This is a genomic window from Bacteroides rodentium JCM 16496 (assembly GCF_000614125.1).
GTDB lineage: Bacteria > Bacteroidota > Bacteroidia > Bacteroidales > Bacteroidaceae > Bacteroides > Bacteroides rodentium.
This window is the reverse complement of record NZ_BAKJ01000007.1, coordinates 41,779-60,639: the sequence shown is the minus strand read 5'-3', so window position 1 is coordinate 60,639 and position 18,861 is coordinate 41,779. Positions and strand designations below refer to the sequence as shown.

Annotated in this window: 7 protein-coding genes and 4 pseudogenes; 5 read left to right on the top strand and 6 right to left on the bottom strand. The window is 48.0% G+C overall.

Features of this window, described 5'->3' with window-relative positions:
• Nucleotides 1-3 precede the first annotated feature (3 nt).
• Nucleotides 4-3,187 (bottom strand): annotated as a pseudogene (locus JCM16496_RS04750) (SusC/RagA family TonB-linked outer membrane protein).
• A 414-nt stretch (nt 3,188-3,601) separates the two neighbouring features.
• Between JCM16496_RS04750 and JCM16496_RS04745 the strand changes: the two are divergent.
• The 3 genes from JCM16496_RS04745 (at nt 3,602) to JCM16496_RS04735 (ending at nt 8,882) form a co-directional block, all read left to right on the top strand.
• Complete coding sequence (locus tag JCM16496_RS04745; RefSeq protein ID WP_025832657.1) at nt 3,602-5,995, top strand: two-component regulator propeller domain-containing protein; 2,394 nt, start codon at nt 3,602-3,604, stop codon at nt 5,993-5,995.
• Nucleotides 5,996-6,006: 11 nt separating this feature from the next.
• Entirely contained in the window at nt 6,007-7,359 is a 1,353-nt protein-coding gene (locus JCM16496_RS04740) for a hybrid sensor histidine kinase/response regulator transcription factor (RefSeq protein WP_159102436.1), read from the top strand.
• Nucleotides 7,360-7,454: 95 nt separating this feature from the next.
• Nucleotides 7,455-8,882, top strand: a complete 1,428-nt coding sequence (locus JCM16496_RS04735; protein ID WP_128809455.1) for a cellulase family glycosylhydrolase — start codon at nt 7,455-7,457, stop codon at nt 8,880-8,882.
• A gap of 185 nt (nt 8,883-9,067) precedes the next feature.
• Here JCM16496_RS04735 and JCM16496_RS24870 read toward each other — a convergent pair.
• From JCM16496_RS24870 to JCM16496_RS04710, 5 genes and pseudogenes are all read right to left on the bottom strand, one after another.
• A pseudogene (locus JCM16496_RS24870) lies at nt 9,068-11,472 on the bottom strand (TonB-dependent receptor domain-containing protein).
• A gap of 172 nt (nt 11,473-11,644) precedes the next feature.
• Complete coding sequence (locus tag JCM16496_RS04725) at nt 11,645-13,279, bottom strand: helix-turn-helix transcriptional regulator (protein WP_025832654.1); 1,635 nt, start codon at nt 13,277-13,279, stop codon at nt 11,645-11,647.
• A gap of 25 nt (nt 13,280-13,304) precedes the next feature.
• Nucleotides 13,305-14,474, bottom strand: a complete 1,170-nt coding sequence (locus JCM16496_RS04720; protein ID WP_025832652.1) for a MalY/PatB family protein — start codon at nt 14,472-14,474, stop codon at nt 13,305-13,307.
• A gap of 230 nt (nt 14,475-14,704) precedes the next feature.
• Nucleotides 14,705-15,319: a CPBP family intramembrane glutamic endopeptidase gene (locus JCM16496_RS04715; protein ID WP_025832650.1), complete on the bottom strand. Its 615-nt coding sequence runs from the start codon at nt 15,317-15,319 to the stop codon at nt 14,705-14,707.
• Nucleotides 15,316-16,207: pseudogene (locus JCM16496_RS04710) on the bottom strand (prenyltransferase). Before JCM16496_RS04710 ends, JCM16496_RS04715 begins: the two are co-directional and overlap by 4 nt.
• Before the next feature lie 87 nt (nt 16,208-16,294).
• On the opposite strand from JCM16496_RS04710, the gene JCM16496_RS04705 reads away from it, so the two are divergent.
• Nucleotides 16,295-17,095 carry a Cof-type HAD-IIB family hydrolase gene (locus JCM16496_RS04705; protein ID WP_025832648.1) on the top strand — a complete coding sequence of 267 codons (801 nt, stop codon included), beginning with the start codon at nt 16,295-16,297 and terminating at the stop codon, nt 17,093-17,095.
• Between the two features lie 12 nt (nt 17,096-17,107).
• A pseudogene (locus JCM16496_RS04700) lies at nt 17,108-18,848 on the top strand (ATP-dependent DNA helicase).
• The last annotated feature ends 13 nt before the right edge of the window (nt 18,849-18,861 follow it).

Here is an 18,861-nt window from a genome sequence, read left to right as displayed (position 1 = left end):
CTCTTAGAATTTTACATTAATATTGAAGCCGTAACTCTTGCGTGAAGGCAATGAACCATACTCCATACCCATACCGGTGGTATTGTTGTAGTTGGAGTCCGGGTCAATGTTCGGAATATTTTTCCAGACAATGAACGGATTACGGGCTACAAACGATACTGTCAGTCCGTCTACTACATTCTTCAACCAGGTTTTAGGTAAGGTGTAGCTCAGCGTGATTTCGCGGCACTTTACATAAGAGTTATCATAGATGAACATAGAAGGCGCATTGCGGCAAACATTCATCCAGTACTTTTCTGGATTAATTATAATGTCGTTTTCACGATAGGTGCCGTCACCATTGTCAATCACACCCGGAGCAATGAAACCACCGGTAGGTATCCAGTCAGGAGAATCCTTGGCATAGCCTGCTGCCTGACGGGCCTCTTCGGACTTATACCATGCTTCGCGGCCTTCCAAAGTGGCCATGCTCTTGCCTGTTTCATGCGCGGCCCGAGCTGACATAGAATAAAGGTCAGCACCTACCTTCACATCAAACACGGCAGAAAGTGAAATATTCTTGTAGGAGAAGTTGGTATAGACACCGCCGGTCCAGTCCCAAGATGCATTTCCCAGCACATGGTTGCTCTTGTCGTACATAGGCAATCCGGTTGAGGGGTCGATAAGGATATCACCATTTTCGTTACGCTGGAAGTCGGGACCTACGATAGAGCCGAAATTCTCACCGACCTTGGCAGCCACTTGTACGTCAAGCCATGTACCTTTTCCAGTTCAAACATATCCATGTCGTCCACCAGTTTCTTCACCTTGTTACTATTCTTCGAGAAGTTGAAATTCAAATCCCAAGAGAAGTCTTTCGTTTGAATCGGGCGAGTGTTCAAAGCTATTTCCACACCTCTATTCTCAATTTCACCTGCATTAATCAAACGATAGCCGTAACCGGAAGTCGAGGAGCTGGCCATACCCATAATCTGATTCTTACTAAGCTGGCTGTAATAAGTGAAGTCCAAGCCGATACGGTTCTTCAGGAATTTCAGTTCCAGACCCATTTCGAATGAATTGGTCTTGGTAGGTTTCAAATCCTTATTGGGGATAGTACCGTTACTGATATAACCAATAGTATAACCGGGATAAGCAAACTTAGACTTGGTATACACCAATCCGAGCTGATATGGATCGGTATCACTACCAACTTGCGCCCATGACATACGCACTTTACCATAAGGAAGCTTGTCACCCAACTTCAGCAACTCGGAGAATACAAAGCTACCGGAGAAAGAAGGATAGATGTACATGTTATTACTGATGGGCAATGTGGAAGACTGGTCGCCACGAAGGGTTGCATCAAAGTAAAGCATGTGCTTCCAACCCAAGTTAACGGCACCATAAATAGAGTTAATCTGCTTACGATAACTGTAAGGCTCTACACTTACTTCATTGAAGCTCATCAAAGCCACCACATCGCGAATCTTCATGTCTTTGGCAGTAGTGACTATAGTCTGGTTATTCACTTTGTACAAGTTACCTCCCAATGTCGCATTAAAGTCGAAATCTCCCCAAGAGTTATTATAGAGGGCCAGAAGCTCGAAGTTATACATGCGATTACGGAAATTATTATTCTGCAAGTAACCGGATTCATATCCCGGTGTGGTAGGAGCCTTGTAGTCTTCAAAAGTAAACCAATTAAGCTCGGCTCCTGCTGTTCCTTGTACCTTCAGGTGTTGAGTGATGTTCCAGACAACCTTACCATTGAAACGGAATTGGTCTTTCTTGGAGCTGTTTGAGTTCTTGTAAACATCCCAATAAGGATTCACATTATAAGGTCCATACCATTCCAGTTGGCATATTCACCATTGGCATCCTGATAAGACTTGAGCCATGCCTGGTCATAAGTGGTGGCCAAAGTCATTAGATTCTTACCAATATTCGATTTGCTGTCTCCCAATGCAGGACGGTTTTTCACATCTTCACGGGTATAGTTAACACTGAAATCCAAGTCAAACTTCCCGGCACTGGTATTGGCGCGCAAATTGAAGATGTCCCTGCTCATGTGAGTCTTTGGCACAATATCCTTATTGCGCATATCAGTATAGGTGAAACGAATACCGGTCTTGCCATTATTCACCCCGATGATAGCACTGTTAGTTGCAGTAAAGCCTGTGCGGAAGAACTGGGAAGTATTGTCAGGAACTATCAGGTAAGGACGTTCCACACCATCAAAATACTTAAGCATATTGGTACCGTCAGCTTTGGCACCCCAGCTCATGTTCGTATTAGACACCGCGTTAATGGGATAAGTACCGTTGGCACCCATACCGTAGACCTGCTGAATATCATCCCATTTAGCCAACTGAGTATCAAAAGTCAGCGTTCCGTTATATTCTACGCTAACCTTATCCTTATTGGCCTTTTTGGTCGTGATAAGAATCACACCGTGGCTGGCACGACTACCATAAAGAGCCGAAGCAGCAGGTCCCTTCAGTACCGACATGCTTTCAATGTCATCAGGATTGACACTGGAAATACCGTCACCAAGGTCAAAACCGCCGTAAGTACCGGCACTACCAAAATTGGTATTATCCAAAGGTACACCGTCTATCACATACAAAGGCTGATTATTACCAGTCATCTCTGTACTACCACGTAATATCACACGGGAAGAACCGGAAGCTCCACCTGCAGTCTGGGTCACTACCAAACCTGGAACACGGCCCGCCATTGAATTGATGACATTCGTTTCTTTGGCCTTGGTCAACGCTTCACCCTGCACTTCAGCCACACCATATCCCAGAGCCTTACGCTCGCGCTTAATACCTAAAGCTGTTACGACCACTTCACTCAGCATCTTGCTGTCTTCTTCAAGTACAATGTTCAATGGAGCATTACCAGCCTTTACTTCTTGCTGTTTGTATCCTACAAAACTGATGATTAATGTTGCTCCAGGTTTAACATTCAGACTGAATTTACCATCCAGGCCAGTAACTACACCATTGCTGGTTCCTTTTTCAACGACAGAGGCTCCTATCACCGGGCCAAACTCATCATTCACAATACCTGTTACTTTGTTGCTTTGCTGTTCTATTGCAAAATTTTCAAATGAAGCAGCCCTCACTTGCGAAAAGCCTCCCCACAAACAGAGAGTAAGTGTGCCGCAGAGTAACGTGTTTTTACATTTCTTTACTTTCATAATATTAATAATAAAATTTGTAAACCAGATTTTCGGTCAGGCCGCAAAGTTCATTAAAGTATCCATTCATCAGGTTTGAATCCCCACATATCAGGTTTGAATGCTTGCATTTTATCACAAAGCACTGATTTTCAATACAAATACTTTCACAATTCGAACTTATTGGATTATTGTTTTGAACATTCACAGAGTTAATGTACTTTTGTACTCGTTAACCAACATTGCATAGCAAATGTATATCTGCACTAAACAAACTCTACAGACTCTGGTCTTACTTTTTTTCACGCTGTTCTCAACCACAGCCCATGCAGACAAGTATGTCCAGCGTTTTTCCAGCCTGCAATTTGGTACAGAAGAGGGGTTGAGCAGCTACGGGTCTTTTCCATCGCAACAGACAAGTCAGGAGCCATATGGATGGGCACACTTGATGGAATCAACCGTTTCAACGGGCGCTCGATGAAAAGCTATAAATTAGGGACCAACCAAAGGTTTTCCGATGCCTCAGGAAGTACTACCATGTTAGCCATAAGCCCCAACAACTCACTTTATGCTTATAATAACGTAGGACGGATTTACAGATATAACCTGCTTACCGATCAATTTGAGCTCTACCTTGATTTAGCCGAACATATTTATATGGGCCTGGTTCTCCAGTACCTTTTTATTGACTCGCAGGAACAGTTGTGGATAGGGCTCAATAGCGGTCTCTACTGTTGTTTATCAGGTGAAACGCCCCAACTTATTGATTCCGACTGCCATGCGACCTATATCACAGAGTTACCTCAAAGTATAGCCATAGGTACCACATGTGACTTACGTATCTATTCCAAGAATAGGAATTTATTACAAAAACTCTGCCCGGACACCTATGTACAAAGTCTCCTGACACTTCCAGACAAGGAGATATTATTAATAGGGACTTTCAACTGTGGAGTGAAAAGTATCAGTCTCAGTTCATGGCAAGAGCAGCCTGCCAAAAACGGTTCTCTCCCCCACACTCCTATCCGTTCCATGATAGAAATGACACCGTCCACCGTTTTATTGGGTTTTGATGGAGATGGAGTGTACACCTACAACTTATCCAGCGGCGAAGCGGAGCCACTCTTCACGCGCACCAACCGGATGCTTACTGCCATGGGAGTGTACTCCCTATGCCGAGATTGCGAAGACAATATATGGATAGGGACTTATACCGGCGGGGCATTTCTCATGATGCCCGAGGAAACCAGTACAACTTTACTGAGACATCGCAAAGGAGAAGAACCATCCTTAGCCGATGACAATGTAAATGCATTCTGCGAACAAAGCAACGGTGAATTGTGGATTGCCACCGATAATGGTATCAGCATATACAATGCCCAAAATAACCGATGCAGACAGATACTTCCAGGCAATGTGGTATTAAGTATCTCCATCGATTCCCAGGATATCATCGCTGCAGGCACTTATGGCAATGGAGTCTTTCTTCTCAACAGCCAGGGAGAAATTTTACATCATTACTTAAGCACCAATAGCAGTTTGCCTTCCGACTACCTCTCTACAGTACAGTTTGATACAGACAGAGATTTATGGATAGGGACAATGGACAACCAGTTGCTGCAACTGGAGTACCCTACCCGGCAGTGGAAATCGTACAACGTAATTAAAGCACGTTGCATAGCACAAAAGGATGTACATACCATTGCCGTAGGCACAGTGGACGGGCTGGTACTGATAAACAAACAAACTGGTAAACAGACACATATATTTAAAAGCACCGACAACAAAGGGGAGGATTTCAATGCTTTCATTCAATCCATAGCATTTATAGACGATGAACAAGCATGGCTGGGAAGTGATGGCGGAGGCCTTTATTTGTGCAATCTGCAAACTCTTGAAAAAAGGGCTTTCTCTACCGAGCAACGTCTGCCCTCCAACCGTGTAAGTGCCTTGCTCATCGACCACAGCAAGATGTTATGGATAACTACCGATCACGGACTGGCCTGCCTTCCCCCACAGCCGTCCATGCAGATATACAACCAAAACTTTGAGCATGTGATGTCGAGATTCTACAACCGTTCCGCCGCTATCCTATTGGCAGATGGACGTGTAGCACTGGGAAGCACCACCGGAGTACTGATTTTCAAACCCCACATTTCACTCACTTCCTATCAAGCCCCGTCTTTACAGCTCACCAACTTCCGGATAGACAATATAGACAGCAGAGAATCCACAGACATGCGTCCGGAGCTCATGCAAATGCTGGCAGATAGCACCATCACTTTATCATACCGACACAATTCATTCACAATAGGATTTGAATCAGTAAGTTTCCGTTATCAGGAAGACATTGCATACGAATACATGCTTGAAGGGTTTGACCGTGACTGGAACAAGTTGGAAAACAATGAGCAACTGCGCTACACGAATGTATCACCAGGCAAATACCAACTTTGCATACGGTCATACAGCCTCAACAGCGGGCTTATATTAAGCAACCGGACAACAAGCATCACCATCTGCCAGCCATGGTGGAACACTTGGTGGACTTGGCTATTATATACCACAACCCTATGCAGTATTATAGGAGTGATTATCAAAAGCAAACAGCAACAGTTGGTGCGCCACTATATGAACGAAAAGATTGCCTTCTTCGTAAGCATAGCCCACGACATCCGTACCCCGCTTACGCTTGTCAAAGCTCCTTTGGACGAATTGCGTCAAGATTCCACACTTCATGCAGACGCCATCCGGTCTATAGGCTGGCACATTCCAATCTCAACAAGCTACTGGACATATTATCACAGCTACTTGATTTTGAACGAATAGACCATTCCAGTATGAAACCCCAAATGGAAGCTGTGCCACTAAAACAGAATATCGACAATCTCTTCACTATCTTTCAACCGCTCTGCCAGCAGCAACAGAAAACATTGCAGGCAAGCAGCATTGACTGCCAGTTGGGGGTGTGGGCCGACAGTAAATTACTGGACCGGATACTTACCAACCTTCTATCCAACGCTCTTAAATACACTCCTGCTGGAGGAAAAATCAGCATCGACGTGAAAGCCGAAGCTGACAAAGTACAGATTATCGTCAGCGATACAGGTATCGGTATCTCCCCCAAAGCACAAAAGAAACTGTTTACAAGTTTTTTCCGTGCCAGCAATGCCATCAGTTCCGGCACTCCGGGCATCGGCTTGGGACTATTACAAGCCAAGCGGTTTGCCACTTTACTGAAAGGGGACATCAAAGTCAACTCCATCGTAAACCAAGGTTCGGAGTTCATGCTCATACTCAACAAGGCCGCAGTCACAGCCTCCGCCGTGCCCGCTACCACTCCAATCACGAAAGATTCCACTACCACCGAAAACACCACACTTTGTGACTCGGACAAGGATACATTGCTCATTGTAGAAGACAATGATGAACTCCGCCTCTATATGCGCCGTATATTTGAACCGATTTACCGGGTCATAGACAAATCCAATGCGCAAGAAGCGCTGGAATATATGGAAACGCAATATCCCAGTTTAGTGTTGTCTGATATAATGATGCCCGGTATGCCGGGTGACGAAATGTGCCACCGTATAAAAAGCACTCCTGCCACTTCAGGTATACCGGTCATACTACTTACCGCCAAGACCTTCAGGACATCCATCATAGAAGGATTGCAGAAAGGAGCCGATGACTACATAGCCAAACCTTTCGACATAGATATACTGAAAGCCAAAATTCAGGCACAAATAGAGAATCGCAGACGCCTGCGGCAATACTATACACAGATTGCCCTGCAACATACCCTTTCGACAGACAAGACCATTAAAGAAATGCCTGTACAATCCGCCATGCCCAATAATGCGGACAGTGCCTTTGTGGAAAAAGCAACTCAAATCGTGAAAGATAACATAAGCGATTTTGAATTCGACATTGACCGGCTCTGCCGAAACATGGCCATGTGCCGGACTCTCTTCCACGAACGGCTGAAAGCTCTTACCGGGCATACTCCGCAAGACTTCATCCGTATTATCCGCCTTGAGCAAGCTGCCGCCCTACTGCAACAAGGAATACCGGTGACCGATGTTTCCATACAAACGGGATTTGTAAACTCCAAATATTTCAGCACCTTATTCAAGAAATATTTCGGTGTCCAACCCAGCCGATACACCGGGCAAAGAATGAATATAGGCTGATTTGTAGGATTTCAAACCTCTATATGCAGGATTTCAAACTATACATAACCCCATTGCCACTACCTTTGTCGCCATAAACCTATAAAACTGATTTTATGAGCACAAAATTCATCTGCTTGAAGAATGTAATGGCAATACTATTGTCCATAAACATTTTGTCCTGTTCCAGCTCCAATTCCTCCATAGAGGAGTTGCCCTATCTCACCGTGAAAAGTGTATCCCCTCAAAATCTCGCAGCTGCCGGTGGAGAAATAACCATCCGTGTTTCATCCTATCCCATCGCAACAGCCCAATCCAATGCCGGGTGGATAACACTGAAATCAAATACTTCTTCCGATAATCTTACGTCATTTGCATTTACAGCAGAAGCCAATAAAGGGAATGCCCGTGAAGCCGACATAACTATCACGGCCGGTGAAAAAGAAACCAGCATCATCATCACCCAGGCTGCAAATAATGAGCAAGAGAGCAAACCTGCCATAGACGAGAATCTTCCTGCCGTAAAAGTGGCAAAGGAGTTGGGGCTCGGATGGAATCTGGGTAACCAGCTTGATGCCCATGTAAACGAAATAGCCGACGAAACCTCATGGGGTAACGGTAAAGTTACACAAGAGACACTCTTGAAAGTAAAACAAGCCGGATTTACATCAGTCCGCATCCCCGTTACCTGGTTGGGAAAAGTAGGCGAGGCCCCACACTATCATATCGACACGGACTGGATGAACCGTGTAGCCGAAGTAGTGGAATATGCTGAAAAAGCCGGGCTGAAAGCCATTATCAACATCCATCATGACGGACACCGCCACATCCACGAAGACGGTTTTGATGAGCACCGCTGGCTTGATATCGTAGAAGCAGCACAAAACAAAGACGTAAATACCGCCATCAAAGAGCAACTCAAATCCATGTGGACACAAATAGCCCAACGTTTCGAGAATAAAGGCGAGTTCCTCATTTTTGAAGGCCTCAATGAAATTCATGACGGAAGATGGGGCTCTGGCACCAATACCACCGATGGAGGCAAACAATATGCCACACTCAATGAATGGCAACAAGTTTTTGTAGATGCCGTCCGTGCCACCGGTGGCAACAATGCAACCCGCTACTTAGGTATCAGCGGCTATTGCACAAGCCCTAATCTTACCATAAACCACCTGCAACTCCCAACAGACCAAGCAAAAGACCGTCTGTTAATATCAGTACACTACTACGACCCTGCCACCTTCGCATTGGAAGATAAATTTGCAGAGTGGGGACACACCGGCGCCCCCAGCAAAAAAGAGAACTGGGGAGACGAAGAGCATCTTGAGAAAATCTTTGCAGCATTAAGAACCGCTTACGTAGAAAAAGGGATTCCCGTATACATTGGAGAAATGGGGTGCGTACACCGCAACAACAACCGTTCTGAAGCATTCCGCAAATACTACCTGGAATATGTATGCAAAGCAGCACGCACCAATGGCATGGCCATATTCTATTGGGACAACGGCAATGCCGGCGCCGGACGGGAATGTTCCGGCTGATGAATCACGCCACAGGAACTTATGTCAACAATGGAAAGGATGTGATAGATGTCATGACCAAAGGGTATTTCTCCAATGAACCTGCATATACATTAGAAAGCCTATACAATAACGTTCCACAATGAAAGTTCGACAATCTCTCACTTAGCAACAAAAGGGGGAAACCGGGTAGCACCCTTTCCGCGTTATAGCCTCCTCTGAATATCCTCGTTACTATTCCGCTGGCCCTTACTACGTATATCCCCGCCGAAAGTATAGGATACACCGATACGGAAACTGGTAAAGGCAAACTGATTGTCGGCAATTATTTTCAGCCCGTTGGACATGGTTTCCAATTTGGAATGGCTGACAAACAAATTGTTGACATTCAGGCTGAGGCTGAGCTTATTGTCCAGCAACCGGTAAAGCATACCTGTACTGACGCTGTAAGTGGGACTCATCAGATAGATGCCCCGATACTGGCGGGAAGAATAGGAACCGGACAACGTGGCCAGAAGGGTCTTCTTTTCATTGAAGAAGAAAGTGTTGCGCAGGCTGGCGTTATAAGCCCACCCCTTCTCCTCGGGAGAGGTGGTGGCAGCGCTGGAGGTAGTCCGGCGATAGCTCACTCCATGCTGGGCGTAAGTTTGCAGCCACTTGGTACGGAAAGTGTACGAATTGTTAAGCCCGAAAGCATGCGTCTGCATGAAATTCTCCCAGAGGAAAGAGGTCACATTCGTTTCAGCATCCAAGTCCACAACCTGGAAGAAGACATCGTCCGAATAAGAATAATAGGCAGAAACATTGAAGTTATTCTTCAACGTATATCCCAGTTCGGCATTGTAAGTATAACTGGGTTTCAAGTCTTCACGACCACAAGCATAAGTGTACTTGTTCTGATAGAACGGAAAAGGATTGACCATATTCTGCGACGGACGGGAGATGCGGTTGGAGAAACTGAAGTTCAGCGCATGCCCGTCTGTAGGCGAATAAAGCAGATAGACAGTAGGAAACAAGCGCGTATAATCGTGCTTGTCCTCCGTATCCTTCGCTTCGGAAATACCGGTAGTGCGGGTGTGCTCCATACGCAAGCCCAACTGCATGGAAAAACGTTCGGAAAATTCACGGCTATAATCAGCATATAAGGCATAGATTTGCTCCTTGTAACGGAAATAATCATCCTGCACCAGCGTAGGGTCCGACGTATCGTAATTGATGCCGTTGCGAGTGTTGGTAAAGGAGACCTTGGCACCTGCCGTTATCTTGTACTTCTCAAAAGGAAGGATGAAATCAAGAGCGGAGGAGACTACATCCACCTTGCGATGTTGCAGATAGTTGTAGTCGAAGTTTGTACCCGGAATCTCCGTACCGTCAGGCAGGAGGGTTTTCGAGAGAAAGCCCATATTTTCGTCCCGGTTGTCACGCAGGTAATCCACATCCCAAGTCATTTTCTTGCCTTTGTCATCCCAGCCTTATCGGTATGGAAATTCAGATTGAGGCGGTCGGAACCGGTATCCTTGTCACTGTTGGAGTACAGCAGAGAATCCAGTACGGCGGTAGAGGCATCGTAAACTTCCGTCCATGAAAGGGCGTTGTTCGGTTTGGGGGCACTGTGGTTATAGATGGCCTGCATACCTACAGTCCAGTCCCGTTCCAGCGATACGTCCACACCTCCCTGAAGGTAGAAGCTATTCATGTAATTGGTGTAGTCGGCACGGCTGTTCCAGGTGTCCTGCGGAAAATAGCGGTAATTCTTCTCACGCGTCTCATAGTTGCCCTGCGTAGTACCTCCGTTGAGGAAGGATGACACGCGCCCCTTGCTGAGGTTCAAGTTTATCCCTCCATATCCGTAATTGTCCTTTTCACCGGTGCTGTAGGAAGCGGAAGCCGTACCGCCCACGTAATCTTTGGGGCGCGACTTCAAGCGGATATTGATGATGCCTGCATTTCCGGCGGCATCGTATTTGGACGGAGGCGTGGTAATCACCTCCACCTTCAGTATCTGGGAGGCGTCATAGGAACGGAGGTAATCTATCAGCTCATCTCCCGACAGCTTCGTCTCACGGTCGTTGATATAAACCTTGATGCCCCCTTTACCTATAATACCAATACTGTTTTGTCCGACCTGCAGGCCGGGCACTTCACGCAGAAGGTCGAGTGCACTGCCTCCGGCAGAGGCTATGGTATTATGTGCATCGAACACCACCCTATCCACCAGACGCTTGATAACGGGACGCGCAGCCGTAACGGTCACTTCGTCCAGCAAAGCGGAAGAAGATTTCAATGTCAATTCGCCAACGTTTTTGTTTCCTTGCAGCACAACGGGAACGTAGAGGTCTTCGCTGCCGATAAGGGTTATGTGCAACAAGTATTCTCCCAGTGGCTGGTCAAAGGAAAAACAACCTTGTGTGTCGGTCAGCATACCGGTAATATAGGTACTGTCCTTTGCCTGCTTCAGCAGCACATTCGCCACCTCTACCGGTTGGCGGTTCTCGTCCTGCACACAACCGGAAAGCCGGTAAGTTTGAGCGGGAAGCAGAGTTGCCATACTTGCCAAGGCCACCCATACCATCACTCTTTTTCTAACGTTGCTCAGTAGATTTTCTTTCATTATACGTTTGATTTTAATGTTTCACTCCTTGTATTTCGTTGATACAAAGGTAGAGGTAAAACATGCCTCAAACGGTCTATATCGGGGAATAAAAAGTCTATATCCCAAGATTACAAATTACTACATATCAACACTTTAATTTTACAAAAGTCTATATTATGCCTTTTCCGGTCTATATGCCGCCTATAAACTCTACGATGCCCTCTTTCTCCCCCATCCCCAGCTTCTTGCGGATATTCGTTTTCCGCTGGTAAATGGTGGGAATACTTTGTTGTGTCACCACACTAATCTCCTTCGTCGAGAAGTCCGCACAGAGCAGGCAGCAAAGCTGCTTCTCTTTGTCAATGAGCACATCGCCGAAACGGCTGTCCATCTTTGTGTAGAAGTTATCATAAATCCGGTCTATGATAGGGTACAAGTCCTCCCATACCAGCAAACTCTCTACCGGCAGTTCATGGCTGGTAATACCGGAAATGCGGCGAAGCAGCTCCTGATTCTGTGAGGTAGGTTGTTTAGCCACCAGCCGTATCATGCCTAATTGCTGCAACAGTAATTTCCGGAAAAACTGCCCGTCTTCCCCTTTCGACTGGTTCTTGGTCGCATCTTCCAGCAACCGGGTCAGCGTTTCCGCCCGTTCTTCCGCTTCAATCAGCCTATTACGCCGGTTACGGATATAAAGGGACACACCGCCACCTGCAAGCACCAGTATCAGCAGTGCCAGCAACAAGTTCAACTGTGCCTGTTTCCGTTCCACCGTCAAAATCAAGTTGGCTTGCGAAAGCGTCTCCTTCGACTCGTCCTTACGCCGGACGGTACTCTGCAGCGCAGTAAGAGCATTGGCAACAGAATCATTATAGCGTGCCACGTCCAGCACATCAAACGTACGGTGACGTGTATAATCTATCAATGCCCTATATACCGCCACCATATTCTCTTCCGTCAGAAACCGGTTCCGACCCTCGCCACGTTTCCTCTCCTTATTCAAATAGTATTCCGCCGAATCAAGCAGCCCTTCTTTCAAGAACACTTCCACTTTCACCAAATCTCCCATACGCAACTGCACCGGGTCGACAACATACTGCTCCATACGACGAATAGTAGCTATTGCACCGGAAGGTTCATCAAAAGAGTAAGCCTGCAGCTGGGCATAGTTACGCAAATAATGCACTATCTTACTGGTATCTCCTGCCTGCACAGCCAGTTCTATGCTGCGCTCCATGTAATAGGATGCAGAATCATTCTTGTTCAGCCCCATGGCAATTCCCATAGAGAAGAAGCTTCCGGCTCTTGCGTCCAAGGCTATGGCGGTACGGAAAGTTCCTATCGCTTTCTCATAATCTTTCCAGACATACACATACCAGTATGCCTTATCAATCAGCATATCAGCCATTCTTCCCGTGTCCTGCAGCGTCTTGGCCAAAGCTATGCCGCTGTCGATGGCAGCTATACACCGTTCGTGCTCTTTCAGCCAATGCCAGTACCAGGCTTTCAACTGATAGGAAAACAGATTCTTCGCCGTGTCGTTGCGGAGGACATAATAATCGGAAGCAGGCAATATCAAGGAGTCTTCCGCCATCGAGTTGTGCCGTTTATAGTGCACATAAGCATTCAGCCATCCATACAACAGACTCTCCTCATCCGAAAGCTGCGACGGCTTCTCTATCTGTGCCAGCAAGGCATAAACGCTGTCCACATCCACTTCCACTTGTCCTTCTGCCAGATGTAACAAATGTGCCTCATTCATCTGCCGGCAGGAAACAAGGCACAGCAACGCAAACAATAGTACCAGGAAAGGTAATCTATTCATAATATAGGAGATATAGTTTTTTCTATCATTTGTCTGCAACCGCAGCTTCCAGTTGCTTCAACGCCTGCTCCAGCACCGAACGCGGGCAGCCGATATTCAGCCGCATAAATCCCTTGCCCGGTTCACCGAACATGGTACCGTCATTCAGCGCCAGATGTGCCTGGTCCACAAACAATCTCACCAGTTCCTCTTGAGTCAGCCCCAATCCCCGGCAGTCCAGATAAATCAGGTAAGAAGCCTGCGGACGTATCATGCCGATGGCCGGAATATGCTCGCGCAGGTAGTTCTCCGTGAAATCGATATTACCTTTTATATAGTCCAGCAGCTGTTCCAACCATTCCTCACCATGCATATAGGCAGCAGCCGCACCGATATAGGCCAGCAAATGCCCTTCGCTGAACTCGCCTGCTTCCATGAACTCCTGAAAACGGTGGCGGATGTCCTCATTGAGGATAATGGCGTATGAACTTCCCAATCCCGGCATATTGAATGTTTTGCTGGGTGCCATGAAGGTGAGGGAATTCTGCGCAGCAACCTCCGAAACAGTAGCAAAAGGATGATGTTTGTAAGACGGCAGAGTCAAGTCGGCATGAATTTCATCGGAGATGACAAACGTATGGCTTTCCGCACAGATATCAGCAATCCGGCGCAATTCATCCACCGTCCATACACGCCCGCCCGGATTGTGGGGATTGCAGAGAATCAATACTTTGCATCCTTGTATATCCTTACGGAAACGTTCAAAGTCAATCTGATACTGTCCGTCTTTCAGGTCGAGCGGAGAGTAAACCACTTCACGCTTCATGCGCTGCGTCACCAGGAAGAAAGGATGATAAACGGGAGTCATCACCATCACCCGGTCACCAGGATTGGTGAAACATTGCAATGCAAAAGCCTGGCCCCGGACAATGCCGGGTACAAAGGTCAGCATCTCGCGAGTGACGTCCCAACCGTGGCGACGACTGAGCCAGCTGCAAATGGAAGTATACCATTCCTCACACGCAGACGTATAGCCCAGCACTTCATGTTCAAGACGTTTCCGCAAGGCTTCCATCACAAACGGAGGCGTGCGAAAGTCCATATCCGCCACCCACATGGGGAGGAGGTCATCGCGCCCCCATACATTCTTCACACCGTCCCATTTCACGGAATCGGTACCACGGCGCTCTATTACTTCATCAAAATTGTAAGTCATATGCTTGTTTTTTTATTGTAGTTCCACAAATTCAGTATATCAATTTGTCTTGTTTTTATACCATCCGGGAGAGGATTTGCAACTATCTGGTTATCAGTATGTATAAATAGAGCCTATTTCAGTCGTATACTGAGCCCTATTCAGTATACGACTGAAATAGGCTCAGTATACGACTGAATAGGGTTCGGTATACGACCCATTATCACTACCTTATATTTTGTAAACAATAATCATATCGGAAAAAACACAAAGACCACCACATCCCACACCGCATGGGACAAGATTATAGCGGCAAAACGGTTCGGAAAAAAACGGTACAGCGCACCCCATGCCGCTCCCACCACCAGAGCCGCCATGACCAGCATGAAGTTGCAGGAACCGGCATGCACCAGTGCATAAATCAAAGTAGCCACCACAAAACCCGCATTTGGATTCCAGCGTTTGGAAAGCGTGCGTTGCACATAGCCGCGCCAGAAAATCTCTTCCGCCGGCCCTATCAGCAACAGCAGCAATGCCGCCAGCAACCAAGGAGACTCTCCCTCCTTCATCCCATAAATGGAGTCCACCTGCGGACGGGCAAAATCGAACATCCAAGATGACACCTTGTCGCCCACCCAGAAAACGCCCCACAAAGCAACAGCAATGCCAATTCCCAGCAAGACATTCGGCAAGCTCCACTTCACCTCCCGCCACCAGCCGGGATTGAACAAAGTGGCAAACACGGACAGCGTGAGTGCAGAACCGGTCATCATCCACCAGAAATTCACGAAAGGAGCCGTCCAAGGCGAAAACATGACCGTCCACAGCACGGCAGCCAGCAGAATGGTAAAAATCAGTTTCTTCATGACAGCAGACCGGCTACAACGAACGACAACGTGAACAGCAGGCTGAACAATAACTGGAGTTTTGCCGTCATCTCATCCAGACCGGCTATGGCACCTTCCCCCTTTCCGGGAAAACGGGACACCACCCGTACATTGCCTATGGCAGGAACCAGTGCCGGCATCACCAGCAGTCCATAGAGGAAGAGTTCCCGCAGCCATCAAGCCGGCTATCCAGCCAAAAGGGAAAAGGACTTCGGCACAATAAACGTACATCGACGCCTTTCCCCCCAGCTTCATGGCCAGTGTCTGAATCCCGGCACGGGCATCGGTACGCATATCCCGTGTATTATTGGCATGCAGAATGGCCACCGTAATCAGTCCCACCGGCAGAGCTATCCACAAGACATTCCAGTCAACTACTCCCGTAGCCACATAGCAGGTGCCCAACGTCGGCAGCAAGGCATACGCCAAAAAGATGACGACATCGCCCAACGCACGATACTTGAGCGGTGGATAAAGCAACGAGCAAGCCGCACCGCCTATACCTATATACAACAGCGGCAAGCCGGTACGCCACAACAAGCCAACCCCCGCAACAAGAGCGACTGCCAGCAATGCCATCGACAAGCGGTATATCTCGCGCGGGGTAAACATCCCGTCGGTCAGTGTCTTGGCGCCAAAGGTATCCCTTGCATCGACCTTATGTTTGTAGTCAAAATAATCACTCCAGGTATTCCCGGCAGCGTGAAACACAATGATGTTCAGCAATGCCCAGACACCGTTCACCCAGTTTATGTCCTGCTGCATCCAGTACAGATATGCCAACGTCACCACCACCGGCATTGTCGAGGCAGGGAATGACCATGGGCGCACCGCTATCATCCAATCTTTAAAAGAATGCTTCTTCATTTGTTATTTATCATTTATTTGCGCGCAAAAGTACGAAATATCTTCGCTTTTTTAAGTAATTTCGCGCACAAGATAAAAGAAACTCTTATGATAAAAGCCCTGTTTTTTGACATCGACGGAACCTTGGTCAGCTTCAAGACCCACGAAATTCCCGTTTCCACCATTGAGGCGTTGACCGCCGCCAAGGCCAAAGGCATACATATCTTCATTTCTACCGGACGTCCGCGCGTCATCATCAACAACTTGTCCGCCTTGCAGGAACGGAATCTGATAGACGGCTACATCACGATGAACGGTGCCTATTGCTTCGTAGAAGATACCGTCATCTACAAAAGCCCCATACCGACAGCGGAAGTGGATGCCTTGACCGCCTTCTGCCACGAACGCAACATCCCCTGCATCCTGGTGGGAGAACATGACATCTGCGTGAACCAGCCCGGCGAAGCAGTGGAGGAAATCTTCCACCGCCAACTGAAAGTGGACCCCATCGAGGCAAAGCCCTATACCGACAGCCATGCGGACAAAGCCTTCTTTCAGCTGACTCCCTTCATCAACGCCGAGGAAGAAGCAATCATCCTGCCCGCCGTCCCCCACTGCGAGATGGGCCGCTGGCATCCCGCCTTCGTAGACGTGACAGCCCGGGGAAACACCAAGCAGAACGGTATCGACCAGATTATCCGCCACTTCGGCATCAAGCTGGAAGAAACCATGGCCTTCGGCGACGGAGGAAATGACATCAGCATGTTGCGCCATGCCGGTATCGGTGTAGCCATGGGCAATGCCAATGACGACGTGAAAGCTGCCGGTAACTACACAACCACTTCTGTTGATGAAGACGGCATCGCCAACGCCTTGAAATATTTCGGCATAGTCGGGAATCCATCATAAATCTGAAATCTTTTGAGCTTCGTTCCCGATACCCAGAACAAAGAGTTTCAAGACGCCTTGAACCTTATCCAGTATACCCGTCAGTCCGTATTCCTGACGGGCAAGGCAGGTACGGGCAAATCGACCTTCTTGAAATACATCTGCGCGAATACAAAGAAAAAGCACGTGGTGCTTGCACCGACCGGCATAGCCGCCATCAATGCCGGAGGCAGTACCCTGCACAGCTTCTTCAAACTACCTTTCTACCCCCTGCTGCCCGACGACCCGAACTTCAGCCTGCAACGGGGACGCATCCACGAATTTTTCAAATACACCAAACCTCACCGCAAACTGCTGGAAGAACTGGAATTGGTCATCATCGACGAGATTTCCATGGTACGCGCCGACATCATCGACGCCGTAGACCGCATCCTGCGCGTCTATTCCCGCAACCTGCGCGAACCCTTCGGCGGCAAACAGATACTATTGGTGGGCGATGTGTTCCAGCTGGAACCCGTCGTCAAAGGAGACGAGCGGGAGATACTGAACCGCTTCTACCCCACCCCTTACTTCTTCTCTGCCAGGGTATTCGGCCAGATAGACCTTGTCTCCATCGAATTGCAGAAAGTATACCGGCAAACAGACAGCAAGTTCATCCGCGTACTGGACCACATCCGCAACAACACCGTAGGCTCCTCCGAACTTCAGCTGCTCAACACCCGCTATGGCACCCAAATAGAGCAATCGGAAGCCGACATGTACATCACCCTCGCCACCCGCCGCGACAATGTGGACTACATCAACGACAAGAAACTGGCGGAACTTCCCGGCGACCCGGTCACCTTCCACGGCGAAATCATGGGAGACTTTCCCGAAAGCAGCCTCCCCACCTCGCAGGAACTGGTACTGAAGCCGGGCGCACAAATCATCTTCATCAAGAATGACTTCGATCGCCGCTGGGTGAACGGCACCATCGGTGTCATCAGCGGCTTCGACCCTATTGAAGAGACCCTCTACGTCATCACCGACGACGGCAAGGAATGTGACGTCAAACGGGAGTCGTGGCGAAACATCCGCTACAAATACAACGAAGAAAAGAAACAGATTGAAGAGGAAGAACTGGGTACCTTTACACAATATCCCGTGCGCCTGGCATGGGCCATCACCGTCCACAAGAGCCAAGGGCTGACCTTCAGCCGGGTAGTCATCGACTTTACCGGCGGCGTGTTTGCCGGAGGCAGGCATACGTAGCCTCAGCCGCTGCACCTCGCTGGAAGGCATCCAGCTGAAAAAGCCCATCAGCCGTGCCGATGTATTCGTGCGTCCGGAGATTGTCAGCTTCTCCGAACGCTTCAACAACCGCACCGCCATCGACCGCGCCTTGAAGCAAGCGCAGGCAGACGTCCAATACGTTGCCGCCGCCAAAGCCTTCGACAAAGGGGACTTCGGCACTTTCCTGGATGAATTTTTCAAAGCCATCCATTCCCGCTACGACATCGAGAAGCCCAACGTGCAGCGCCTCATCCGCCGGAAGCTGAACATCATCAACCGTCTGAGGGAGGAGAACCGCGCACTGAAACAAGCGGCACTGGAGAAAGAGAAAGCCCTCGTGAAGTATGCCCGCGAATACATCCTTATGGGTGACGAATGCCTGAAGCATGACATGAAGGAGGCGGCCATGAAAAACTATGAGAAAGCCGTCACCCTCTGTCCCAAATTCAAAGAGGCCTGGAAGAAGATAAAGAAACTGGAGAAAGAGATGCTTAAAAGGTGAATTGCTTGTTTAT

Bases quoted from the DNA above. Each gene is read 5' to 3' on its own strand.
- JCM16496_RS04725 (WP_025832654.1), bottom strand. From the start codon at position 13,279: ATGAATAGATTACCTTTCCTGGTACTATTGTTTGCGTTGCTGTGCCTT.
- JCM16496_RS04740 (WP_159102436.1), top strand. From the start codon at position 6,007: ATGAAACCCCAAATGGAAGCTGTGCCACTAAAACAGAATATCGACAAT.
- JCM16496_RS04720 (WP_025832652.1), bottom strand. From the start codon at position 14,474: ATGACTTACAATTTTGATGAAGTAATAGAGCGCCGTGGTACCGATTCC.
- JCM16496_RS04735 (WP_128809455.1), top strand. From the start codon at position 7,455: ATGAGCACAAAATTCATCTGCTTGAAGAATGTAATGGCAATACTATTG.
- JCM16496_RS04715 (WP_025832650.1), bottom strand. From the start codon at position 15,319: ATGAAGAAACTGATTTTTACCATTCTGCTGGCTGCCGTGCTGTGGACG.
- JCM16496_RS04745 (WP_025832657.1), top strand. From the start codon at position 3,602: ATGGGCACACTTGATGGAATCAACCGTTTCAACGGGCGCTCGATGAAA.
- JCM16496_RS04705 (WP_025832648.1), top strand. From the start codon at position 16,295: ATGATAAAAGCCCTGTTTTTTGACATCGACGGAACCTTGGTCAGCTTC.